The organism is Pseudoalteromonas sp. SG43-4 (assembly GCF_014164325.1).
Taxonomy (GTDB): Bacteria; Pseudomonadota; Gammaproteobacteria; order Enterobacterales; family Alteromonadaceae; genus Pseudoalteromonas; species Pseudoalteromonas distincta.
This window is the reverse complement of sequence record NZ_JACJFB010000030.1, coordinates 12,851-35,540: the sequence shown is the minus strand read 5'-3', so window position 1 is coordinate 35,540 and position 22,690 is coordinate 12,851. Positions and strand designations below refer to the sequence as shown.

The 22,690-nt window shown below is 37.3% G+C and carries 23 protein-coding genes; 7 read left to right on the top strand and 16 right to left on the bottom strand.

Features of this window, described 5'->3' with window-relative positions; translation table 11 throughout:
- Positions 1-2: 2 nt before the first annotated feature.
- The 3 genes from H5160_RS19390 to fdxA all read right to left on the bottom strand — a co-directional run bounded on the left by H5160_RS19390 (position 3) and on the right by fdxA (position 5,029).
- On the bottom strand, positions 3-1,757 hold the full coding sequence (locus H5160_RS19390; RefSeq protein WP_370626122.1) for a putative bifunctional diguanylate cyclase/phosphodiesterase: 1,755 nt from the start codon (positions 1,755-1,757) through the stop codon (positions 3-5).
- Between the two features lie 568 nt (positions 1,758-2,325).
- A complete protein-coding gene (locus H5160_RS19385) occupies positions 2,326-4,569 on the bottom strand; it encodes a carbohydrate binding family 9 domain-containing protein (RefSeq protein WP_182693273.1) in 2,244 nt (747 codons plus the stop codon).
- Between the two features lie 136 nt (positions 4,570-4,705).
- A complete protein-coding gene (gene fdxA, locus H5160_RS19380) occupies positions 4,706-5,029 on the bottom strand; it encodes a ferredoxin FdxA (protein ID WP_002958626.1) in 324 nt (107 codons plus the stop codon).
- Positions 5,030-5,223: 194 nt separating this feature from the next.
- Here fdxA and H5160_RS19375 point away from each other — a divergent pair, with 194 nt between their 5' ends.
- Together H5160_RS19375 and H5160_RS19370 are read left to right on the top strand one after the other, a co-directional pair.
- Positions 5,224-6,831, top strand: a complete 1,608-nt coding sequence (locus tag H5160_RS19375) for an NAD(P)/FAD-dependent oxidoreductase (RefSeq protein ID WP_182738423.1) — start codon at positions 5,224-5,226, stop codon at positions 6,829-6,831.
- Between the two features lie 95 nt (positions 6,832-6,926).
- Positions 6,927-8,426 (top strand): amidase family protein, encoded by a 1,500-nt coding sequence (locus H5160_RS19370; protein WP_182738421.1) that lies wholly within the window; start codon positions 6,927-6,929, stop codon positions 8,424-8,426.
- 31 nt (positions 8,427-8,457) lie between these two features.
- Here the strand turns inward: H5160_RS19370 and H5160_RS19365 are convergent, their stop codons facing one another.
- Complete coding sequence (locus H5160_RS19365; RefSeq protein WP_002958629.1) at positions 8,458-9,762, bottom strand: DEAD/DEAH box helicase; 1,305 nt, start codon at positions 9,760-9,762, stop codon at positions 8,458-8,460.
- 129 nt (positions 9,763-9,891) lie between these two features.
- Positions 9,892-10,809 (bottom strand): 4-hydroxy-tetrahydrodipicolinate synthase, encoded by a 918-nt coding sequence (gene dapA / locus H5160_RS19360; RefSeq protein WP_182738419.1) that lies wholly within the window; start codon positions 10,807-10,809, stop codon positions 9,892-9,894.
- A 172-nt stretch (positions 10,810-10,981) separates the two neighbouring features.
- Here dapA and H5160_RS19355 point away from each other — a divergent pair, with 172 nt between their 5' ends.
- Positions 10,982-11,635 (top strand): DUF6058 family natural product biosynthesis protein, encoded by a 654-nt coding sequence (locus H5160_RS19355; protein ID WP_002958653.1) that lies wholly within the window; start codon positions 10,982-10,984, stop codon positions 11,633-11,635.
- Between the two features lie 8 nt (positions 11,636-11,643).
- Here H5160_RS19355 and H5160_RS19350 read toward each other — a convergent pair whose 3' ends face one another.
- From H5160_RS19350 to H5160_RS19320, 7 genes are all read right to left on the bottom strand, one after another.
- Positions 11,644-12,408 (bottom strand): 2-keto-4-pentenoate hydratase, encoded by a 765-nt coding sequence (locus H5160_RS19350; protein WP_182738418.1) that lies wholly within the window; start codon positions 12,406-12,408, stop codon positions 11,644-11,646.
- A gap of 138 nt (positions 12,409-12,546) precedes the next feature.
- Positions 12,547-12,951 carry a hypothetical protein gene (locus H5160_RS19345; protein ID WP_002958658.1) on the bottom strand — a complete coding sequence of 135 codons (405 nt, stop codon included), beginning with the start codon at positions 12,949-12,951 and terminating at the stop codon, positions 12,547-12,549.
- A 109-nt stretch (positions 12,952-13,060) separates the two neighbouring features.
- Complete coding sequence (locus H5160_RS19340; protein ID WP_007378675.1) at positions 13,061-13,219, bottom strand: hypothetical protein; 159 nt, start codon at positions 13,217-13,219, stop codon at positions 13,061-13,063.
- 188 nt (positions 13,220-13,407) lie between these two features.
- Positions 13,408-13,752 carry a hypothetical protein gene (locus tag H5160_RS19335; RefSeq protein ID WP_154902883.1) on the bottom strand — a complete coding sequence of 115 codons (345 nt, stop codon included), beginning with the start codon at positions 13,750-13,752 and terminating at the stop codon, positions 13,408-13,410.
- 773 nt (positions 13,753-14,525) lie between these two features.
- Positions 14,526-14,813 carry a putative quinol monooxygenase gene (locus H5160_RS19330; protein ID WP_002958660.1) on the bottom strand — a complete coding sequence of 96 codons (288 nt, stop codon included), beginning with the start codon at positions 14,811-14,813 and terminating at the stop codon, positions 14,526-14,528.
- A 78-nt stretch (positions 14,814-14,891) separates the two neighbouring features.
- Positions 14,892-15,707, bottom strand: coding sequence for a 2,5-didehydrogluconate reductase DkgB (dkgB, locus tag H5160_RS19325; protein ID WP_154902884.1), 816 nt, complete (start codon positions 15,705-15,707; stop codon positions 14,892-14,894).
- 418 nt (positions 15,708-16,125) lie between these two features.
- Positions 16,126-17,298: an MFS transporter gene (locus H5160_RS19320; RefSeq protein ID WP_039487557.1), complete on the bottom strand. Its 1,173-nt coding sequence runs from the start codon at positions 17,296-17,298 to the stop codon at positions 16,126-16,128.
- Between the two features lie 116 nt (positions 17,299-17,414).
- Here H5160_RS19320 and H5160_RS19315 point away from each other — a divergent pair, with 116 nt between their 5' ends.
- Both H5160_RS19315 and H5160_RS19310 read left to right on the top strand, forming a co-directional pair.
- A complete protein-coding gene (locus H5160_RS19315) occupies positions 17,415-18,302 on the top strand; it encodes a LysR family transcriptional regulator (protein WP_182692513.1) in 888 nt (295 codons plus the stop codon).
- A gap of 107 nt (positions 18,303-18,409) precedes the next feature.
- Entirely contained in the window at positions 18,410-19,450 is a 1,041-nt protein-coding gene (locus H5160_RS19310; RefSeq protein WP_182738416.1) for a metal-dependent hydrolase, read from the top strand.
- Between the two features lie 74 nt (positions 19,451-19,524).
- On the opposite strand, the gene H5160_RS19305 is transcribed toward H5160_RS19310, so the two are convergent.
- Both H5160_RS19305 and H5160_RS19300 read right to left on the bottom strand, forming a co-directional pair.
- Entirely contained in the window at positions 19,525-20,487 is a 963-nt protein-coding gene (locus H5160_RS19305) for a sensor domain-containing diguanylate cyclase (protein ID WP_182720902.1), read from the bottom strand.
- A gap of 323 nt (positions 20,488-20,810) precedes the next feature.
- Positions 20,811-21,080 (bottom strand): hypothetical protein, encoded by a 270-nt coding sequence (locus H5160_RS19300; protein WP_039487544.1) that lies wholly within the window; start codon positions 21,078-21,080, stop codon positions 20,811-20,813.
- 241 nt (positions 21,081-21,321) lie between these two features.
- On the opposite strand from H5160_RS19300, the gene H5160_RS19295 reads away from it, so the two are divergent.
- Entirely contained in the window at positions 21,322-21,588 is a 267-nt protein-coding gene (locus H5160_RS19295) for a type B 50S ribosomal protein L31 (RefSeq protein ID WP_182712301.1), read from the top strand.
- Positions 21,585-21,719: a type B 50S ribosomal protein L36 gene (gene ykgO / locus H5160_RS19290; protein ID WP_002958669.1), complete on the top strand. Its 135-nt coding sequence runs from the start codon at positions 21,585-21,587 to the stop codon at positions 21,717-21,719. The genes H5160_RS19295 and ykgO overlap by 4 nt, the downstream gene beginning before the upstream one ends.
- A 63-nt stretch (positions 21,720-21,782) precedes the next feature.
- On the opposite strand, the gene H5160_RS19285 is transcribed toward ykgO, so the two are convergent.
- Both H5160_RS19285 and H5160_RS19280 read right to left on the bottom strand, forming a co-directional pair.
- Positions 21,783-22,169, bottom strand: a complete 387-nt coding sequence (locus tag H5160_RS19285; RefSeq protein ID WP_002958670.1) for an OsmC family protein — start codon at positions 22,167-22,169, stop codon at positions 21,783-21,785.
- 83 nt (positions 22,170-22,252) lie between these two features.
- Positions 22,253-22,642 carry a cytochrome b562 gene (locus H5160_RS19280; protein ID WP_039487539.1) on the bottom strand — a complete coding sequence of 130 codons (390 nt, stop codon included), beginning with the start codon at positions 22,640-22,642 and terminating at the stop codon, positions 22,253-22,255.
- Positions 22,643-22,690: the final 48 nt, after the last annotated feature.

The window sequence follows — 22,690 nt, the reverse complement described above, 5'->3', positions numbered from 1 at the left end:
AACTAACTAACAATATCCCACGCACTTGTACCCGATGCAGAAAGATTGCTGGTGTTATTACGTAATACTTTATTGCCTACATTAACTGATGACTCAGGACGGCTCACTAAATACCCCTGAACTGAACTCACACCCATTTTTTTAACAAGCTCAAACTGCCCTATTTCTTCAACGCCTTCAGCTACAATTTTAAGGCCCAGCTTTTGTCCAAGCTCACTAATTGTATTTAATATATCGTTATATTTTTGGCTTTTATTGGCTTGAGCTATGAACGAGCGATCAATTTTAATAACATCAATTGGTAAATCCGCTAATGTACTCAACGAGCTAAAACCTGTACCAAAGTCATCAATTGCAATAGTGATGCCTTCTTCTCTTAATCTACTTAGCTCTTTGATTATTCTAGGACTGGCTTGAATAAATGTTGATTCGGTAATTTCTAGCATTAAAGACGTCGCCGGTAAGCCGGTTTTTTTTAGCTTCTTCATTATCCAATCATAAATATCACGGTGCTTTAACTGAATGCCCGAAACGTTAACTGATATTTTAACTTTGCGCATACCTGCATTATGCCATGCAGCCATTTGCCGACACGATTCAAGCATAATCCAATCGCCAAGCTCTAAAATTAAATTCGACTCTTCTGCTATTGGAATAAATTCTGAAGGTGGGATCATACCTTCAACTGGATGGTCCCACCGGGTAAGTGCTTCAAAATAATCAATCATACAATCTTCAACATGTACAATTGGCTGAAAAGACAAGTAAAAATCTTTACACGCGAGCGCTAAACGCAATTCTTCGAGTAAATAATGGTAACGGCGCATTTTGTTACCCATTTCTGGCGAGTAAACTTTAAATATTCCCTTACCATCACTCTTAGCTCTGTACATAGCAACATCAGCTAATTGTAAAAGTGCTTGTGGGGTTGACGCACTTTCTGGGTAAGCAGCAATACCAATACTAGCACTAATTTTTACTATTTTATTGCCAAGCACAAAGTCTTTTTCAAGCTCACTTAACACGTGCTTCGCAATGTCAACAACTCTGTCGCTATCATCAAGTAGTTCTATAAATATGGAGAATTCATCTCCACCTAATCTTGATAAGTTTTGCTCTAATTGATTAGCGCTATTAATATTACTTAACTTATGGTGACGTAAAACATTTGCAAGTCGACTGGCCACTTGAACTAATATTTCATCACCAAAACTGTGGCCAAACGAATCATTTACTTGTTTAAAGCCATCCAAGTCGATAAATAGAAGCGCACATTTGAGATCTTCCTGATTAGCATGATTTATTTGTCTGTCTATGTGTTCAATATATGCATGGCGGTCAATTAACAGCGTCAGTTTATCTTGACAAATACTTGTTTGAGTTTGTTTTACATAATTAACTACGTGTGAATTTAAGCTATTTATAGATTGACTTAAGCTGCTTACACCTAATGGGTTCTCTGCCGGTTTAACTTGTAAATTAAATGCAGTAAGTAAGCTATTGGCTTGGCGGTTGAGCTCCGCTATTTGATTTTTATAATGACGTTTTCTACGTTCTCTACGTAAGTAGATACCTGAGCCAAATATCAATATACATAAAAATAAAAAGTTCATGGGTGATGAGAGCGTCATCATGATTAACTTATTAGAATCAGCGGCTACAAATTGGGTATCAGTGGTTTTAATAAGTAAAAAATCAGCTGTTGGCTGCTCAATTATATAATGGCCATTTAAAATGGGATTATACCAAGGAGCCATATCAAGGGAGGTATTCGTGATCTCGAAACTTCGTATATCAATATTAGTCTGAAATAGATTTATACGGTTGATCTGATTAGTTAACTCTATGTTTATGCAGAAACAAAATAGAACTATGATTAAGAAAATAAAACCGAGCGGCTTAAGTTTATTCATAAAAAAAATCCATCTATTTTGCTTCTCCTATCAAACCTATTACCAAAAGCGGATTATATCGCTTGCATTTAGTACTACGCAAGCATTGATATAATCCTAAGCCATTAGAATAACAAAAAATTGTAACGATAATGGATTAACTAACTATATCTACATATAGTATAGATGGGATTAATAAAAATAAACAAAAACGTTTCAATTGTTTAAAATTTAATACATGCGGTATATAAACTTTGTCGTTTTTTCTGCCGCATTAATCTATGCCTCACCACTACAGCTTTAAGTACTTATATTTACTCAACCTTAATCGCATTTGCTCCGCTGTCGTACATCATTTAAAAATTATTCTTGCGCATTATGCATTGCTACTCAAACTAGTAGGAATTATCGCTAATAAAATTATTATTAATATTTAAAGCTGCCATGCATAGCTAACTTTTGTAAATAAGGTACGTTGATCTCGCTCAATATTTTTAAGAGAATCGTCTTGGTAACCTCTATCTGAGTAACCCAAATAAAACAGTGTTTGCGCATTAATTTTATATGAGTAAACAAGCTGACTACCGTAGTCTTTGTTAATTTGGCTAACTTGATAAAAGTAGGCATTTTCGTCTCTATCAATATCTTCAAATTGTAAAATAAGCTTAAGAATTGAACGCATACTAAATTTATAATGAAGCCTAAAATCAACTAAGTTAGCTGTAAATACACGCTCCCCTTGTGGGTTATCTAATTGGCTGTAGTTATGTTTTACATCGAGCTGCCAATGGTCGTTAATGTCCCACACCATTTGGGTTTGGGTGTCAAACGCATCGCCTAATTGCTCATTTGCATAATCAATGCGGCTAGCGTATTCAACATATAATGATAACTTTAAATCTTTAGTGGGTTTAAAGCCCGTATAAATGTAACCAATATTTTGATTATAAAAATTGTCATTATAATTTTCATAACGGTGTACTAAACCAATTTCAAAAATAGATTGTTTTTGACCTTTAAAACTCAAAAAGCCTTCGTATTCTTCTTCAAGTAAGTCGCCATTTTGTGCCCACGTTTTATCCCAGTCAGCTTCGTATGACCACGAGGTAAGTAAATCAGACTCATCTCTGTACCATGTTTGTCCGCCACCAAAGCCTACTTTTTCATAATCGACTTTAGCTTGATAACCTAAATCAGTGCGGTAGTCCTGCCCAATATTTTCATAAGATGCAAATAATTTGTAATCACGTTTATCGCGGGTAAGTTCTAGAGCATAAGCTTCATCTGATTGAGTTTCAGATAAGTTATAGTTTTGAATTAAAAATTCAGAGTTACGAGTATCAGCAGATGACACTTGATACAAAAGAGTATCCGATTGATTAAACCAGTAGGTACCATCCACTGATAATACAGTGTTGTGATAGTCATCACTTTCTCTGTGCGTGCTTGAAATACCAATAGTACCTTGCTGACCTAAGTCATATTGATAACGCCCTGCGGCTGCATTCGTTTTTTCGTTTAAGCTTGCGAAGCCAGAGCCCTGATTCGTTGGCAGTAAAATATTACTATTGTCGTCATCAGCTAGCATTAGCGCATAACTATGATCACCCGTTTTACCCGTCAGCTTTGCACCTAAAGTAGGCTCTGCAATTGTACGTGTGTATAAAAGCTCAAATAAGCTACTTTTAAAGTAAGAAGCACCATCTAAAAAGAAAGGACGTTTTTCAGCGTAATAAATTGAGAAGGTTGTATTTACATCAAGCTCTAAAGAGTCAGTTTCTACTTGCGAAAAATCAGGATTAATTGTCGCGTTTAAAACAGCATCTTTTGTTAAACCCCAGCGTAAATCTAAGCCCACTTCAGTATCTATATCACCCTTATCCCAATCACCTGGCAACGCAGATTTATTATCGTTACGCAGTGTGGTTAATGTAGGTGTTAATTGGATATTTTTACTTGATTCAATGTCACTAAAGCCAACTAACTTATCAAACTGGCAAAGGCTGCATTTCACATTTCTATCAAACCCCATATTTGATAGCTGATATAGCACATCACGTTGATAGTTTCTCATTACAGAAAAACCCCACGTTAGCTCATTTTTATTTTCAGGAAAACGCAATGCTTTAAAAGGAATACGCATTTCAACAACATAACCTTTGTCGTTAATTTGTCCTGCGCTATCCCAAATAGCATTCCATGAGGTATCAGAGCTCCAGCCATCGGTGTCGGTCATTCGTATATCGCCTTGCGCACCCAGCGGGTTCACATGGAATTCATAACCACTGCGTTCATCATTAAATGTATCAATAACAAGAATAACTACGTCGTCTTCCCATAGCGTATCGCGGTCACGAAGTGATGCACGAATTTGCGTAGGGTCTGGGTCTTGTGCAACATAGGCAACATATAAGTTAGTGCCATCTTCGTAAATAAAGGCATCAGTTTTTACAGGAGGAGTGCCTTTTTCGTTAGGCTCATCTTGGTAGAGTAAAGATATACGTGTTGCATTTTGCCAGTGCGCCTCATCCATAACACCATCAACGGTGATATTTGAATCAATACGGGACAAGGATACTTGCTGTTTTTTAGCCGCTACATCAAGGCTTGAAAGTAATAAAGCAAAACTTAAAAATAGGAAGGTAAACTTTTTTATTATAGTTATAAAGTACTGCATAAACATCCATTTAGACTGTAATTACTCATAAGGAGCAACTTAAGCTGAGGATTGTAATTTATCCAGGTACATTTGTTAATACTTTGAAATGAAAAATTAACTATTTAATGATAAAGGAGTAACTAATTGTTATGTATTATGTTTCGAGTAGTTTAAGCTTATCGTCTATGCCATTCCATACATCAGCGTCCTCTGGTGCAGGTTTAACCTCTGTAATGCGCGGCCAGACCAGTGCAAGTTCAGCATTTAATTCAGTAAACTCTTTTTGAGACTCTGGTAGCTCATCTTCTTGGTATATCGCATCAGCTGAACACTCAGGGACACATAAGCCACAATCAATACAATCAATCGGGCTAATTGCTAAAAAATTAGGGCCTTCAAAAAATGCATCTGCTGGGCACACAGATACGCAATCGGTGTACTTACACTTTATACAATTTTCGGTGACAACAAACGCCATACTATTTTAATACCTAAGATTTTGAACAACAGTTGTGGATCATACCCATCCACCCCAAAAATACAATAAATAAGTGCCATATCAGGCTATTTTAACGTAAAATGCGCGCCTAATGTTTGCACACTCGTTGTGCCCTGCATCCCCTTATTGTGAGCGGTAATAATACCCCGCTATGACACCTAAAAGAGATATAAATGATACGTTTAACCGAAATAAAGCTGCCACTTGATCATGACGAAGACGCAATTGGTCAAGCAATTGTAAATAAACTCAAAATCCAACCTGAACAATTGCACAGTTTTAATGTGTTTAAACGTGGTTATGATGCACGTAAAAAATCAGCTATTTTACTTATTTATACACTCGATATAGAAGTTGATAACGAAGCCGAGCTACTCGCAGCATTTGAAAAAGACCAACATGTAAAAGTAGCACCAGACACAAGTTATAAATTTGTAGCCCAAGCTAACAATAATATCAAAGAGCGCCCTGTCGTGATTGGTTTTGGTCCTTGTGGTTTATTTGCGGGCTTATTACTTGCTCAAATGGGCTTTAAACCCATTATATTAGAGCGCGGTAAAGAAGTACGTGAACGTACAAAAGACACGTTTGGCTTTTGGCGTAAACGCACACTTAATACAGAATCAAATGTACAATTTGGTGAAGGTGGCGCAGGTACTTTCTCAGACGGTAAGTTATACAGCCAAGTAAAAGATCCAAAGCATTATGGCCGAAAAGTCATTACTGAATTTGTAGAAGCAGGCGCACCCGATGAAATTTTATACGTAAGTAAGCCACACATTGGTACGTTTAAACTTGTCACCATGATTGAAAAAATGCGCGCTCGTATAATAGAGCTTGGCGGCGAAATTCGCTTTAGCACACGTGTTGACGATATTCATTTAGACGACGGGCAAGTAACAGGTTTAACGCTTTCAAATGGCGAGCAACTAAACACTCGACATGTTGTATTAGCCGTTGGCCACAGCGCACGTGACACGTTTGATATGATCCACAAAAAAGGGATTTATGTTGAAGCAAAGCCATTCTCAGTCGGTTTTAGAATCGAACATAAACAATCAATGATCGATGAATGTCGTTTTGGCACAAATGCAGGAAACCCAATTTTGGGCTCTGCCGATTATAAACTTGTGCATCATTGCGACAATGGCCGCACCGTTTACAGCTTTTGTATGTGCCCAGGTGGCACAGTAGTCGCTGCAACCTCTGAAGAAGGCCGTGTTGTTACCAACGGTATGAGTCAATATTCACGAAGTGAGCGCAACGCTAACAGCGCTATTGTGGTAGGTATATCACCAGAGCAAGATTTTCCGGGTGATCCACTTGCTGGAATAGACTTACAACGCAAACTTGAAGAGCAAGCGTATGAGCTTGGTGGTAGCAACTACGATGCACCAGCGCAGTTAATTGGAGATTTCTTAAAAGGTAAATCATCTGCAGACTTAGGTGAAGTACAACCCTCTTACACACCTGGTATTAAGTTAACTGACTTGAGTAAAGTGTTACCACAATTTGCAATTGATGCCCTTCGCGAAGCGATACCAGCGTTTAATAAACAAATTCGTGGCTTTTCAACTAACGACGGTTTATTAACCGGTGTTGAAACACGTACTTCGTCGCCTATTAGTATTAAGCGTGATAAAACATTCCAAAGTATTAACACCAAAGGGCTTTACCCTGCAGGTGAAGGCGCAGGTTACGCTGGCGGTATTTTATCAGCGGGTATTGATGGTATTAAAGCAGCTGAAGCAGTCGCACTGTCTATGTTAGAAAGCGCTTAAACCTCTTTTTTAAGCTGTTTATCGAAAAGCCTCACTTTGTGAGGTTTTTTTGTGCTAAATGTATAGAAAATAATAACAACTCAAGCACCTCAACAATGATCAAAACATTTACCTTTTCGTTGCTTAGTGTATTAGCAATTTTTAACGCTAAAGCACAAGAGCTAAAAACCATCGATGAAATCCACAGTGCATATAAAAATAATTCTATTAATGCACAGCAACTCACCCAAAATTATATAGACCGAATTAATAAACTTAACCCACAATACAATGCAGTTATTAGTATTGAGCCTACAGCGATTGCTCAAGCTAAAACGTTAGATGAACTTGCCGCCAAAGGCACTTGGACAGGTCCATTACACGGAATACCTGTACTTCTTAAAGATAATATAGAAACAAAAGGCACACTTCCCACAACGGCTGGCTCTTTAGCACTTAAAAATAACTTTACTAATAATGATGCTTTTGTTGTTAAACAACTACGTAATGCGGGCGCTATAATTTTAGGTAAAGCTAATTTAAGTGAATGGGCAAATTTTCGTTCATCCTATTCATCTTCAGGCTGGAGTGCCGTAGGCGGACAAACACATAATGCGCACGATGTAACACGTAACCCATGTGGTTCTAGCGCAGGTTCTGCTGTTGCAGTAGCACTTAACTTTGCGCCCATAGCATTAGGGACTGAAACAGACGGTTCAATTACGTGCCCTGCCTCAGTAAATGGAGTTTATGCAATAAAACCGAGTATGGGCCAAGTATCACGCTCAGGCGTTATACCTCTTTCAAGTAGCCAAGATTCAGTAGGGCCGATGGCGCATTCACTTAAAGATGCATTGCTGGTTTTATCAGTTTTGCAAGGTGAAGACTCCCTTGATGCAACAACTACAGGGTTTGAATTAAAAACAGGTAATCTAAAATCAAAATCGTCACTTATTATTGGTGCACTGCCTAGCGACAAATTTACAGTTGAAACGCAGCGCCTTTATGCCAAGCAGTTACAAGCATTAAAACAGGCTGGGCACACTATTATTAATGTAGATATTACTGATAACTTAGATACGCTATTTGTTGATGAATACTATATTTTACTTTACGACTTTAAAGCCGAAATTAATCACTACCTCGCAAGCACTCCAGCACAAGTGGGTGTAAAAAGCCTAAAAGCACTTATTAATTTTAATATTCAAAATAAAAATACAGAAATGCCCTACTTTGAGCAAGATATCCTAGTTCAATCTCAGGCTATTGATTTAACTAACAAACAAAAATACCAAGAGACTAAAGAACGCTATCGCACTTTAGCAACGACAGCCATTGTTAATGTATATAAAAACAACAAGCTTGATATTGTTATAGCGCCTACAGTATCACCCGCCTGGAAGACAGACTTAGTTAATGGTGATAATTTTAATGGTAGTAGTAGTTCGTTATCTGCTATTGCAGGCACAACGCACATAACTCTGCCGGTAGGCAAAGTAAGTGGTTTACCAGTTGGTTTGTCCATAATAGCAAATAAAGAGGGCGAGCAAGCGGCTTATGTATACGCAAATATTATTGATGAGGTGTTATCATCAGGCACAAAAAAACCTGAGTAAACTCAGGTTTTTTTAAACTAAACGGCGTTAACTATGACTTTTTAAGTGACAGTTTTTCGCCTTTTAAGCTTTTACGAACGCTTGAAATACGTGAGCGATTTACTGCTCTCGCTTCACCGGTTGCTTGTCCTGATAACTTGTTAGAACGTGTACGGCGTAAATGCGCTGGTTTTTTACCAATTTTATCAATTAGTACTTCACGGTTACTTACTTCGTAACCTTCTAAATATACACGTTTGATTTTTTGACCGATTAACGTTTCAATTTCAAACAAAGTGTTTTCTTCTTCGCGGCTCACAAATGAGATTGCTTGACCTTGGCGACCAGCACGACCTGTACGGCCAATACGGTGAACGTAATCTTCTGCAAGCCATGGTAAATCAATATTAATTACACGAGGTAAGCCATCAATATCAATACCACGAGCAGCCACTTCTGTAGCCACTAATACACGTACTTTGCCTTCTTTAAACTCACGTAAAGCACGACGACGGTTACCTTGAGATTTGTCACCGTGGCAAACGCCTGCCGGAATACCATCAAGGTTAAGCTCTTTAACAAGCTCATCAGCCGTTTCTTTCATGTTTACGAATACAAGCACTTGTTGCCAGTTTTTCTTACCAATCAATTCAGAAAGTAGCTCTTGCTTACGACGCTCTTCAACAGGATAAACAACATGCTCAACAGTACTTGCTGTACTGTTAGTTTGATCAACACGCACTATTTCAGCTTGTTTTAATACTTTAGATGCAAACTGTTTAATTGCTGCAGGGAATGTAGCTGAGAAAAGTAAAATCTGGCGCTCTTCTGCACAGCTTTTAATCACGTTTTGCATGTCTTCAATAAAGCCCATATCAAGCATACGGTCAGCTTCATCAAGAACAAGGTGCTTAACACTTGCAAGGCTTAAGTTACCTAAACGAATATGATCAAATAAACGACCTGGGGTTGCAACAACAATATCAACACCTTCTTTTAAAGCGTTTGCTTGGCCGGCGGTACTAACACCACCAAATAAACTAACAACTTTAAGTGATGTATGCTTTGCAAAATCTCTAAAATTATTTGCAATTTGTTCTGCAAGTTCACGCGTTGGAGCAAGTACTAACGCATGAGGTGCATTCGTTGTGCTGAGTTCAGACTCAACCAATTTTTGGATGATAGGTAAAGCAAACGCGGCAGTTTTGCCGGTACCAGTTTGTGCACTGGCTAAAACGTCTTTACCTTTACGAACAGCAGGGATTGCTGCGCGCTGAATGGGCGTAAGAGTGTGATAGTTAAGTTCGTCCAACGCCTGGATGATTTCAGGAGCGAAACTAAAAGATTTAAAATTCATGCTGTATAACCTACGGCCACATTATCAAGGGTCGCAAATTATACAGCAAAAACGAGTCAACAGTTAGCTTTAAACTGGATTAAAAGCTAAAAATTAGTTTGTTAAGTCATTAAAATATTGATTATCAACTCAAGAAAGCGTTAATACCTCATTTTGTTTTAATAACTGTGCTTTACCACCGACAACTTCACGTTCGTTAAGCTCATTTATTAATGGCAAACCTACTTTTTGTTGCTCATCACTAAGCGGTAAATACGGTAATCTAAATACTGGATTTACTGCACCTGTCATCATCAATGCGGTATTAATAGCAATCGGGTTTGGCTCACAGAACAACCAGTTCATTAATGGTTGTAATGACGTATTTAACTCATCATTTTTAGTATCCATTAATTGGCGAAACAACCCAGGAATAAGGTTAGAAGTAACCGAAATAACACCGTGAGCTTTGTGTACATGACGAGCATCATGTGCTTCATCGTCGTTACCCGACCAACACGCAATGCCTTGCTGCTCATACTGTGCAATGCGCTCATTGCCGCCACATTCTTTAATACCAATTAGGTTCGAGTGCTGTGCTAATGGTTCAATAATATCAGGTGTTAGGTCTTGACCTGTGCGACCGGCTACGTTGTAAATAAAGGCAGGTCCAATATCAAGTACGCGTTTAAAGTGCTCTTTAACACCCGCGATTGACGTACGTCCGTAATATGGGTTAATTTGCAGTGCTGCATCCATACCGCTGGCAAAGCCATATTTAGTTGCTTTAATCGCTTCACGGGTGTTGTTACTACCGGTATTACCAACAATAATCAGTTTGTCACCATATTTGTTTGCACTGTGCGCTATAAGCATTAAATGCTCTTCCCAGTTCATTAACTGGCCTTCGCCTGTTGTGCCACCGACTACAATGCCATCAACGCCCGCTGCAATTTGTATTTCAACGAGTTCATCGTACTTTGCGAGATCAATTTCACCGTTTGCTAAATATGGCGTTTTAATAGCTGTAATAAGGCTTGCTTGTTTAATTTTCTCTAGGGTGCGCATAAAAATTCATTATTTATAAAACTTGCGCTATTTGTAACATACTTGCCGGTATTTTTGGAGGTATAAGCGCACATTTAATTGTAAAATCGCTTGTGTTATTGAGTTTGGTAATACAAAATGAATAACTGTATATATAAACAGTACTTTTGTTTTTAACGATACCAGAGGCTTTATGCGTTTATCTGACTACTTAGCAACTCATTTTTATAACACCGATGAACTGTGCCAAGCATTAAACATAGATGCAGATACACTTTTAGCTTGGCAAGAGCGAAGTGTGTTTCCCAAACCAAGTTACTGTATTAAAAGTCAACTTAGCTGCAGCTCATATTCGGGTTTGTATGAATGCGAAGAATATGACGACTATTATCCGCGCGGCTGTGTTAATTGGGGGCAAGGTCTTTTAAAACAAAAAATAGAATCATCAAGCCATGCTTTTAATTATTTTGCGCAGCAATATACTGCAAGCCTAACTAAACTCGCTCAGCAAGGATTTACGTTTAGCGAAGAGCTATTTGGCTGTGAAATAGACGAGCACTTACAGCAAGTTTGGCAACAGTTTTTATGCAGTAAATATGGCGTACTTACTCAAAATGGATTAATAGACGAAATAGTCTCGGTAGACATTGGCAGGCTATTAGTTGACGACATTACAGAACTGCGCAGTAAAGCGAGTTTAAACCAAGAAGAAAGAGCGCTACTACACCCCGCCATGAAGCTTTTAAACAAAGCGTTAGGGCATGGCGCCGATCATGAAAAACAACACACATTACGCACCCGCTATATAGATGCGCTTATTTTAAAATATGATTTATCTATTAAGTAACGCTAAATTTACTTTGATAAAAACGTAGTGCTAACAGACCCTAAGTCTTCGTAACTAACCGTGGTTAACTGATCTGTATTAAGCTCAACAACACCACAATAAGAGCCTGTTATAAACACTTGCCCAGTTTTTAAATTAATTCCCTTTGCTGATAAGTAATTAACCGCCCAATAAAGTGGAAGCTGCGCAAGTTCTGCAGGGTGCACACCTGCCAAGTTTAACTCCAGCTCAGCTTGCTTAACATTGATATTTACAGTACTTGCGTTATACGCTTTGGCTTTATCTATTTGTGGGCCTAAATACACGCCTTGATTAGATAGGCCATCGGCCAGTTTTTCAATGTGAGTGCTTGGAGTGTTTTCATCAAACCTTTTTTGAATAAGCTCAAGTGCTAAATGGGCGCTGGCAAATGCAGTATCTACGTCTTCATTTGTATAGGTTTTATTACTTGGTAAATCGCTTTGTAAAATAAATGCAATTTCTGGTTCTATCAGCGCTTTGTTATTTGTTGTATACAGTGGGCAATTTTCAGCTTGTTTTATAGGTGTATGTAAAAGAGGCGCTAATATAATTGAGCCATCATCTAAAGGCAGCATACACTTCCAACCATATACAGTTTGATCATTTAAATAAATCATCAACTTTTGTACTTCTATCGCATCGTCAGTCGAGTCTAGTACTAACTCTTTAGGAAAGTTTGAACGCGCTGGGTTTTCTTCTCTTTGTGCTAATAAGTGAGTAGCAATTAGTTTTAGCTGTATTGAGTTGTTCACATAAATCTCTTTAAAATACGTTACTGGTTAAGCAGTAAATAGGAAGGATTACATTATTAATGTATTAGCTTAGGCATTGGAACATCATGTTAAATGCCTATAATTAAAATTGTATTGAAAACAAAGCGTGGCAATTATTTAAGTATCAATAGATTTGAGAGAGCGTAAAAATAGCCCTAAGCCACCAAACGCTAAAATTATAATAACAATCAAATCAAACGACGTCATAGTTCGCATACTAAATCGAACACTCGATATAACACCAAATATTAGTGCGGTTAACGAGCCAAGAGATAGCACCCAGCCTAAAATATTTTTAGAATTATAAAAAATCAGACCCACACCAAAAATAAATGGGATCATAACCATGCCGCCTGTAACGCCAAAGCCACCTAAAGCATTAACACTATAAATGCGAGAACTTAGTCCAAAATTAGAGGTCACCGAAATTGCGTTTAGCAGCATATAAAAGCCACCGCACATCATAATTAAACCAATAAAAAAATGCCCAATACCACCAGAGCTTCCACCAGCACCTTTCATTATTAATTATTCCTTTTATATTTTTGACTTAATAGTTTTAGATGGTAATTGCTCGAGTATTAACATTGACCGCAATCTACATAATCAATCAGTGCACACGCGAAAATACTTATCGCGTAATTACATGCCAAATAACATAAAACCAAGATAAAAAACCGTGCAAAATTGCCCATAACACAGACTCATTAGCACTCCATGAAATAGCAATTGCTAGGGCCGTACCAAAAGAGACTCCATATTTTACTATTTCATTTCTTGAGTTTCTCATTAGTTATATTCCTAATTTTTAACTTATACCAATCTGCTTATATATGGGGTCTATTTAACGTTAAGAAAATTACGCTAGAACTAGGCAAAAATTTTTATATCTAGTTGTTCTAAATAAAAAATTTTTAACGACGTTATAGTGCAATTTAATTCGTTAAATTGATCAAAGATTTATGCAGGTTGGTATTATTAGCTGCTTGATTTGCTTACTAAAACTGACAGCTCTTTACCATCAATATTAATACTTGCTTCTTTGCCTATTTCAACAATTAAAGAGGGAGCCATATGTTTTCCACCTAGTTTTAGGTCAGTTACTAAACTAACAGTAGAATCATCAATTGGCGTTACTGTAAGAGCAAAACTATACGAATTATCAACTGAAACTGACGCCTCTTCGTTTGAATTGACTACTAAAATAGGTGAACCAATTAAGTTTTTATTATCATAAAATTTAGCATTCACTACAAAACTATCATTAGCTTGTGCAAATGAGGCAAAGCCTAACAACGCTACTATTGCGATTAATTTTTTCATTATTATCTCCATATAAATTATACAGTTTAAAGCTATTAAGGCTTTATTGGCTGTGATTTTTCAGCTAGCAATTTACCAACTAATGATTAAAAAACTTATGTTTTAGCTCTGATGAAGTAACCAACACCCAGTGAACTAATATAGAACAACACTCCAAATACACTAATATCAATGAGTAGCTTTAGAATGTCAAAAGTATCTGTAAACACAAGATACTCAAAAGCAAATAAGTGAAATATAACTTTTGATCCGAAATACGCAGTTAATAAAGGGATTACAAAAATAAGAATAGATTGATTTGATTTATTAATTTCCATACCCATGTCTCCATTATTAGTTTAATTAACTCAGCTCTAAAAATATAACACACAAAAAATATATAAATAGTTTGCTATTTTGAGTCTCTTATTCAGTACCACTCGAACTATTTACGGCTGACTAAAATGCCATGTTATATTTCTATAATTTACACCAGAGAACTTTAATGTAAACAACAAATTAAATAGGCTATTTATTAGAGTGGGTTGTGATAGCAAAACGACTCTTAATAAAGTTATGAACCTCTTTTGATTTCGAAGCACTACGAATGCGAATTAACAAAAAAGAGTCCTAATAGGTTTCATTGATATTGGCGAAGTTGGGTATTTAGGCAGGTTGGAGTGTAAGAATAAAAGGTGATGTAAGATAACAGCACCTATTTGAGTATTTACTTTATGATATGTAATTTAGCTAAGTATTTTAATACGTACCATAATAGGCACTATAAAAAGAATTTAACCAATTGATTTATATACATCAATACTACTATTGGTTAAAAGCCCAGTAACTTGCGTACCAAATGCTTTAAAGTGTGGCTCGTTTTTATGCGCTTCAAAGTGCTCGTCAGACGCCCACTGTTCGCTAACAACATAATCGGTATGTTCATCATCACTTTTTACCGATAGTTCATAACGTAAGCACCCTACTTCTTGGCGCGATGACTTTTGTAAGTTTTCAAGTGCTGTAAGCATCACATCTGCATCAATATTTTTGCACGACAGTGCCGCTATAACCGTTAACATGTGTATTCCTTTTAAAAGTTAAGGTGTAGATAATCTACACCTTAAAATATTTAGTTTAACTTTGCGTTTGAGGTAAGTTTACTGATCCCACTGCGGCGCAAAGTCTGGTGTTGCTTGGCGGTCGCCACAATCAAGACCATCAATGCGGGCTATGTCTTCATCATCTAACTTAACGTGGTCGTTAAAGTTATCTTCTAAGTTTTTGCGCTTAGTTGATGATGGAATTGTCGTCATGCCGCTTGCGTTAACCCATGCTAAAACAACTTGTGCTGGACTTGCATCGTGCTTTTTAGCAATGTCGATAATGGTTTGATCTTTAAGTACTTTGCCTACTACAAATGGCATGTACGCAGTTACATGTATATCGTGCTGAGCACAAAATGCACGCAATTTAGTATTAGTTAAATATGGGTGAACCTCAACCTGATTGGTAAATATTTCACGCGAGTCAAGTGTTTGCATTGCTTCATTTAAGTTTGCAATGGTGAAGTTTGATACACCAATGTGCTTAGTTAAACCAAGCTGCTTCGCTTTTAGTAATTCAGTGAGGTATTCACTCATTGGCTCGTCGTTAGCAGGCGATGGCCAATGAACTAGCAGTAAGTCGACCGAATCAACTTGTAGCTTTTCAAGTGACTTTTTAACGCTTGGGATAAAGTCGCTTTTATTTAATTTGTTATTCCACACTTTGGTGGTTAAGAATATTTCACTGCGCGGAATATTACTATCTTTTATGGCTTGACCTACTTGCTCTTCGTTGCCATAAATTTGTGCGGTATCAATATGGCGAAACCCAACTTCGAGTGCCATTTTTACTGAGTTATAGGCAGTGTCGCCCTCTAAGCGGAATGTTCCCATACCTAGTTCTGGCATTTCTATTACACGTTTTGTCATGGTTTATCCTTATAAAATAATCGGTTTTGAAATACAAACTTTTAAAAGTTTTACGAAATACACCTTTTACTTCTTATTACGACTGTCACTTAAAAATCTATGACCTCATAACAGGTATGAGGTCATTAATTTTAGTTTCAAGGTTAGGGTCTGTTAATCTTTAGAGATTACATTTGCAGCAGTGTATTTGGTATTTAGGCAAGGCAGAGCCTATGCAGTGTGGTTGTTCCACATTAATAGGCGATAACGCAGCATAAATGCCAAATACGCGCTGCCTGCAGGTTCTTCCTAGGGTGGATTTACTCTTTGTCCCTCGATTTTTACTTAGCCCACTAGGTTACAAACCTCGCTCCGTGATTAAATCATCCCTAGATTGAACAAATTTAATCCTAAAAGGTCAACAGACCCTGCTAAGGCTTTATGCTTGCTGAATTTCACGTTTATCAAGCATACCGCTGTAGCGTGTAACACCAAGTGCTAAAACAGAGATAACGGCGCCTATCCATGCTGTATCTTGCAGGGTCATGTTCTCTACTACGCTACCGCCAATAATTGAGCCAAGTGCAATACCAATATTAAATGCGGCTATGTTTAAACCTGATGCAACATCTACCGCATTGGGCGTGTGCTTTTGCGCTTGCTTTACTACATAAAGTTGCAAGCCTGGCACATTACCAAAAGCAAATGCGCCCCATACTAAAATAGTAAGTACAGCAGCAATTTTTGATTCCATCGTAAAAGTAAATATCAGTAAAATAATACTCAAAGCGCTGAATATAATGCTCAGTGCGCTAATTGGGCCGCGTTTGTCGGCCAACTTTCCACCCCAAATATTACCTACCGCTACCGATACACCGTAAACAAGCATTATTAAGGCAATAGCCGAAGGCGCAAAACCTGTTTGTTGCTCTAAAATAGGTGCTAAATAAGTAAACGCTGTAAACGTGCCGCCATAGCCCAATATCGTCATTAAATACACCAGTAATAAACGCGGTTTTACGATTACTTGTAGTTGCTCTTTAAACGTCGCTGGTATTGATTGTTTTAAATTTTTTGGCACTAAAATAGAGCTGCCGATTAATGCAATTAAACCTAATACCGACACAACTAAAAACGTTGCACGCCAACCAAAGTGTTGTCCAATCCATGTACCTAGTGGCACACCAGTTACGAGTGCTACAGTAAGCCCGGTAAACATAATGGCTATTGCACTGGCTTCTTTGTCTTTGCTTACTAGACTTGTGGCAATCATCGATCCGATTGAAAAAAACACACCATGGGCAAGCCCCGTTAAAATGCGCGCAAGTATTAATGTTTCGTAACTTGGCGCTTGCCATGCAAGTAAGTTACCTAAAACAAATAAGCCCATTAAGCTTATTAGTACCACTTTACGATTCCAACGACCCGTTAAAGCCGTTAGCACCGGCGCACCGATGGCAACGCCAACCGCATATAAACTTACAAGCAAACCTGCTGAAGGTAGGCTTACGCCTAAGTCGTTTGCAATGGTGGGTACTAATCCCACTATTACAAACTCAGTTGTTCCGATTGCAAATGCGCTTAAGGTAAGCGCCCACAAAGCCAATGGCATAGTTATATCCTCATTAATATTTGAAGAATGTAGTTTGGCTAAAATATCGTTTGCAAAAAATAGCATTAGTGACAAAATACTTTTGTTAATAATGCAAAGATGGTGTTGGTATACTTATGGCAGTTCATTCAAAAACTGAAGATTTAGAAACGTTTATAACGGTAGTAGATTGCGGAAGCTTTTCCGGGGCGGCTAACTTGCTCGATCAGCAGGTGGCTAAAGTGTCGCGAGCTGTATCACGCCTTGAAAATACACTGCAATGTACTTTGCTAAACAGAACAACACGCCGGTTAGAGCTTACCGAAGAAGGCCATACTTTTATAAAATTTGCACGCGAAGGGTTAAATACGCTTTATACCGGTGAAGAAGCCATAAAGCTTTTAAAACAAGCGCCAAGTGGCAAGCTGCGAATAGATGCGGCAAGCCCTTTTGTATTGCACCAACTTACACCTTTAATTGGCGAATTTGCCAAGCAATACCCCCACATAACGCTTGATATAACCTCACACGACAGCATTATTGATTTACTTGAACATAAAACCGATTTAGCCATACGCATTGGTGATTTAAAAGACTCAAATTTACATGCTCGTAAACTTGGCAGCAGCCAGTTACGTATTGTAGCCAGCCCAGAATATATAAAAAACAACGCAACAATTACACAAATAGATGACTTACAAAATCACAAGATAATTGGTTTTAGTGACTCCCCTAAATTAAACACTTGGCCGTTAGTAAAGCCCGCTTTATTTACGTTTTCGCTTAGCGCAAGCAGCGGCGAAACAGTGCGGCAACTATGTATTGCAAACCAAGGCGTTGCGCTACTTTCTCACTTTATGATTGGCAATGATCTAAAAACAGGTAAATTAGTTGAAGTGTTACCCAGTGCAGTTAGCTCACCTAATAACCGAGAAATTATACAAGCCGTGTATTATAAAAATAGTGCGGTATCGTCTCGCATTACAGCGTTTTTAGATTTTATAAAGCCCAGGCTTAGTTTATAAATTTTGGGCATTGATGTGCTTATCAAATATTTCACATTATTTTTTGACGCTTTTTAATAATCAAAAAGTATAAATAATAAAAGTCGCAATTAAAGGTATTAATCAAAATGGATTCTTTAACGCAGGTAGCATTAGGTAGTGCTGTAGGTTATGCGGTATTAGGCAATAAAATAGGTCGAAAAGCCGTTTTATGGGGAGCAATTTTAGGCACACTTCCTGATTTAGATGTATTTTTGCCTTATGGTGGCTCTGTAGAAGCATTTACTTACCACCGTAGCTTTAGCCATTCGTTATTAATACATTTATTAATTAGCCCGCTCATTGTATGGCTAATATTAAAAATACACACCGGAATGAAAACTTATAAAGTGCGCTGGTTTTGGCTAGTATTTTTAAGTTTATCTACACATGCCATATTAGACAGCCTAACGGTATACGGTACACAATTACTTTGGCCTTTTACTGAGTACCCCTTTGCGGTTTCTAGTGTGTTTATTATTGACCCCGCTTACACGCTTCCTTTATTAATTGGCGTAATATGTACGCTAATACCCAAAATACAAGCAGCAACGGCTTATCATATAAATGCAGCGGCCTTAGTTTTAAGTAGTCTATATTTATTTTGTGCTTTAATTTTAAAAGTAAGTATTGATGACAAGGTAAAAACAGCACTCAACAACAGGCAAATACCAGTAAATGCGTATATTAGTACGCCTGCCCCGCTAACCACTTTGCTGTGGCGTATTGTTGTGATATCTGACGGACAATACTACGAAGGTTATGCATCAGTATTTGACGTGCCCAACGATGTTACATTAACGCCTTATCAAACAACGCCTTCATTGTTAAATAATATTAGCGATGAATGGGCTATAAAGCGCTTGCAGTGGTTTACTAAAGGGTTTTATTCGGTGCGTCAACAGCAAAGCAATATTGTGCTTTCTGATTTACGTATGGGCATGGAGTGCAACTATGTGTTTAATTTTGTAGTGGGTCAAAAAAATGATTCAGAGGTGAGCATTGGTAACTTTGAAAAAATAAGTCAAAGACCAAACTTAAGCAATCTTCATAAAATATGGGACAGGATTTGGCAACCAAATGTGTCTTTAGCATCACCCTCTGCAAAAAATGACTGCAATAGCCAATAACTACCTATTATAAGATTCGTACTAGCATGAGGAAGTTAAGTGAAGTTCAAGCAGCAATTAAACTAAATAGCTCACTAAAGTGATTGCTGCTTTTTTTGCTGATACATTGCAACATCAGCATCTTGAATCATATCCTCAACCGATTTACCTGTATCGTATTTAAAGTGTGTTACCCCTACACTGTAATCGATTTTATAAGGCTTATTTAAGGTATTATTGGCATGCGCAATTGCATCCGCAAACCTTTGTAAAACAAACTCAGCTTTTGTTTCATCTAAATCACTTAGCATTACTACAAACTCATCTCCGCCAAGTCTGCCTATTACTTCACAATCACAAAATGAACTAAGCATAATTTGCGCAAATTTATTCAATACAAAATCGCCTTCGTGGTGTCCATAAACATCATTAATTTGTTTAAACTTATTAAGATCAAACAATATAAACGACATTGATACTTTGTTTCGCCTACATACATTTAGCGTATGCTCAGCAAGGTTCAAAAAGCCACGTCGATTAGAGATTCTTGTTAACTCGTCAATTGTAGCTAGTTGAACTGATTGAATCTCTTGCTCAACCAACGTGCCTAAATCTCTTAGTAATTGTTTTTCTTCATCATTAAGGTGTCTAGGTTTATTATCGGCAAGGCATAAAGTGCCTATAATAACCCCTTGCCTTAATTTTAAAGGAAAGCCAGCATAAAAGCGTACTTTAGGATCGCCTGTAACAAAAGGGTTATCAAAAAACCTTTTATCTTGGGCTGTATCTGGGATTATTAAGAGCTCGTCTTGATTTATGGTATGGCCACAAAATGAGGTTTCGCGAGGAAGCTCAGGCGCATCAAGCCCCTGCCTAGATTTAAACCATTGGCGGTCTTCGTCAATTAAAGTAACCAATGAAATAGAAACATTAAACATACGCTTGGCAATACGAGTAACACGATCAAAGCGCTCTTCATGCGACGTATCTAGAATTTTTAATGTTTTTAACGCATGTAATCGCTCTGCTTCGTTACTTGGGATCTCAGGTTTAATCATTAAAGCTCAATTAATTTTAAGTGTTTTATGAATTACGAAATGGGAGCGAATATTTTCGAGTATATAACCCATAAACTTATTTAAATTATAAACAGTCTGTCTATTAAAATTAGAACATTACCTTAAAATAGCAATAAATACTTATGAATATCAGTAAGTCGTACCTAAATAAAGATAAGATTAAATCCGCAAAAAATTATGATGAAAACAGGTGGGAGTAGTGGTTGATACAACATTACTACTTTCTAGTTAAAAAGTAGTAGTGGCTATTTAGTTTTATTTAAATAACCACTGGATTTGGCATACTTACAAAAATAAACACTTTAATTTTGGTGCTCATATTGTCCACGGTAAACTTCAAATACTTTTAAAACAGTATGTTGCTCTTTAGTTAGGTTATCAAACCAAGTATCAAACAGCTCATCATCTTCTTGCTCACTAAGTGCCATATACCTTGCTAGTAACTCTACAATATCATTGTGGTTGCAGGTTAACGGATTTACTTGTTGCGCCAAGGTACTGTGGTCGCGCTCTCTTAGGGTTTCCATCACCCCTTGGTCAATTTGTTCTTGTTGTTGTGTTGCGTCACTCATACATAACCTCTGTAATAACTTTATAACCGTATTTGTTAACGTTTTAACTCTTAAATATAGTTATAACAGCCTAAACGCCAATAGCCAGCATTTTTAATTCAAGTGCTTATTTTTTGATTTATTTGCACAAATAGCCAGCAATTACGCCCCTTTTGGGGAGCATTTAAATAATTTGCAATGAGAGAATAAATACGTTAAATTAAAATGATACATTATCACATATCATTTATTGAGGCGTATTATGAAACCAAATATTCATCCTGATTACCAAGTGGTTGCTTTTCACGATACTGCTGCCGATTCTTACTTTATTATTGGCTCAACCATTAAAACAAGCCGCACAGTAGAAATAGACGGTAATACTTATCCATATGTACCTATTGACGTATCAAGTGACTCACATCCATTTTATACAGGCAAGCAAAAAACTGTTGCTACAGATGGCCGTGTTGCACAGTTTAACCGTCGTTTTAAAAGTTTATCGACTGTTAAAAAGGAAAAGGTATGAAAGTATTAAGTTCCCTAAAAAGTGCGAAGCAACGCCCGGGGTGTCAAATTGTAAAACGCAAAGGTCGTGTATTTGTAATTTGCAAAAACAACCCACGCTTTAAAGCAGTACAAGGAATGAAAAAGAAATAAGTTAAGCCGTGGGGCACTATACATAATTAGGTAGCCTGTTAAAGCTACCTAATTTAGGGAGGATTATTTTACCACTACTGAAAACTCTGGCACTGCCTGAATTACTTTTTTTACCGTACAGGTATTAACGGCTGCAATAAGCGCCTTTTTATATTTATCAGGAAAACCGTCTGGTAGGTTAATCTCAATTGAAAATAACTTTTTACCGTTATCATCTACATTTTCATTATTTTGAGTAAGCGTCATACCTTGCGTTGAAATATCACGCTGCTCACAAAATTTACGTGCATAAAAACCTGCACATAAAACCATACTTACTAAAAAGTAATCAAACGGTTCAGGATGCTCTGCGTTGCCACCAGCGTTTACACTTTGATCGCTGATTACTTCTAGGTCGCCAAATTTAGCGCTTTGCTTTTGGCCTTCTAACATTGAAACTGAAATTTCCATTGTGTTTCCTTATATTTATTGCTACAGATACTTTTAACGCAGTTAGCTTAAAAGTAGCGACTAAAGATACATATAGTTTAGGTTTATGAACCGAACAGTAATTCAAAGAACCCTGGAGGCTCATGTAGCTCATGATATTTTTTACGTAAATTATCTATGTTTTTTAACGGTTCTTTTGCTGCACTTAGACCCTGCTCGTTCGCTGCTTTTTTAGCAAGCTCAGCTTGGGCAATCACTTTATCAAGGCCCTGCAATGACTGCTCAGGCTTTTTGTAAAACTTACCTGTTTTACTTACTTTTACTAGCTTTATAAATTCATCAATCGCAGTATTAAATTCACTAAGTTGAGTTGCCTGTACTGCTTGTTTATACGCAAGGCCCGTATTTTTCATATTTATTTCAAGATCGACAGATTGCTGCGCAAAAGACATTGAACTAAACAACAAGGTAAAAATAATAACTAAATACTTCATGGTCAAACCTATTAATTAAAAACAGCTAAATTGTACCAAGTTTACGCG

Coding starts and splice junctions, on each gene's coding strand:
- H5160_RS19385 (WP_182693273.1), bottom strand. CDS start 4,569: ATGCAGTACTTTATAACTATAATAAAAAAGTTTACCTTCCTATTTTTA.
- H5160_RS19285 (WP_002958670.1), bottom strand. CDS start 22,169: ATGGAAATTTCAGTTTCAATGTTAGAAGGCCAAAAGCAAAGCGCTAAA.
- H5160_RS19375 (WP_182738423.1), top strand. CDS start 5,224: ATGATACGTTTAACCGAAATAAAGCTGCCACTTGATCATGACGAAGAC.
- H5160_RS19345 (WP_002958658.1), bottom strand. CDS start 12,951: ATGAAAGGTGCTGGTGGAAGCTCTGGTGGTATTGGGCATTTTTTTATT.
- H5160_RS19320 (WP_039487557.1), bottom strand. CDS start 17,298: ATGCCATTGGCTTTGTGGGCGCTTACCTTAAGCGCATTTGCAATCGGA.
- H5160_RS19310 (WP_182738416.1), top strand. CDS start 18,410: ATGGATTCTTTAACGCAGGTAGCATTAGGTAGTGCTGTAGGTTATGCG.
- H5160_RS19355 (WP_002958653.1), top strand. CDS start 10,982: ATGCGTTTATCTGACTACTTAGCAACTCATTTTTATAACACCGATGAA.
- H5160_RS19295 (WP_182712301.1), top strand. CDS start 21,322: ATGAAACCAAATATTCATCCTGATTACCAAGTGGTTGCTTTTCACGAT.
- dapA (WP_182738419.1), bottom strand. CDS start 10,809: ATGCGCACCCTAGAGAAAATTAAACAAGCAAGCCTTATTACAGCTATT.
- H5160_RS19300 (WP_039487544.1), bottom strand. CDS start 21,080: ATGAGTGACGCAACACAACAACAAGAACAAATTGACCAAGGGGTGATG.
- dkgB (WP_154902884.1), bottom strand. CDS start 15,707: ATGACAAAACGTGTAATAGAAATGCCAGAACTAGGTATGGGAACATTC.
- H5160_RS19370 (WP_182738421.1), top strand. CDS start 6,927: ATGATCAAAACATTTACCTTTTCGTTGCTTAGTGTATTAGCAATTTTT.
- H5160_RS19315 (WP_182692513.1), top strand. CDS start 17,415: ATGGCAGTTCATTCAAAAACTGAAGATTTAGAAACGTTTATAACGGTA.
- H5160_RS19335 (WP_154902883.1), bottom strand. CDS start 13,752: ATGAAAAAATTAATCGCAATAGTAGCGTTGTTAGGCTTTGCCTCATTT.
- ykgO (WP_002958669.1), top strand. CDS start 21,585: ATGAAAGTATTAAGTTCCCTAAAAAGTGCGAAGCAACGCCCGGGGTGT.
- H5160_RS19330 (WP_002958660.1), bottom strand. CDS start 14,813: ATGTTAACGGTTATAGCGGCACTGTCGTGCAAAAATATTGATGCAGAT.
- fdxA (WP_002958626.1), bottom strand. CDS start 5,029: ATGGCGTTTGTTGTCACCGAAAATTGTATAAAGTGTAAGTACACCGAT.
- H5160_RS19340 (WP_007378675.1), bottom strand. CDS start 13,219: ATGAGAAACTCAAGAAATGAAATAGTAAAATATGGAGTCTCTTTTGGT.
- H5160_RS19305 (WP_182720902.1), bottom strand. CDS start 20,487: ATGATTAAACCTGAGATCCCAAGTAACGAAGCAGAGCGATTACATGCG.
- H5160_RS19390 (WP_370626122.1), bottom strand. CDS start 1,757: ATGGCTCCTTGGTATAATCCCATTTTAAATGGCCATTATATAATTGAG.
- H5160_RS19365 (WP_002958629.1), bottom strand. CDS start 9,762: ATGAATTTTAAATCTTTTAGTTTCGCTCCTGAAATCATCCAGGCGTTG.
- H5160_RS19280 (WP_039487539.1), bottom strand. CDS start 22,642: ATGAAGTATTTAGTTATTATTTTTACCTTGTTGTTTAGTTCAATGTCT.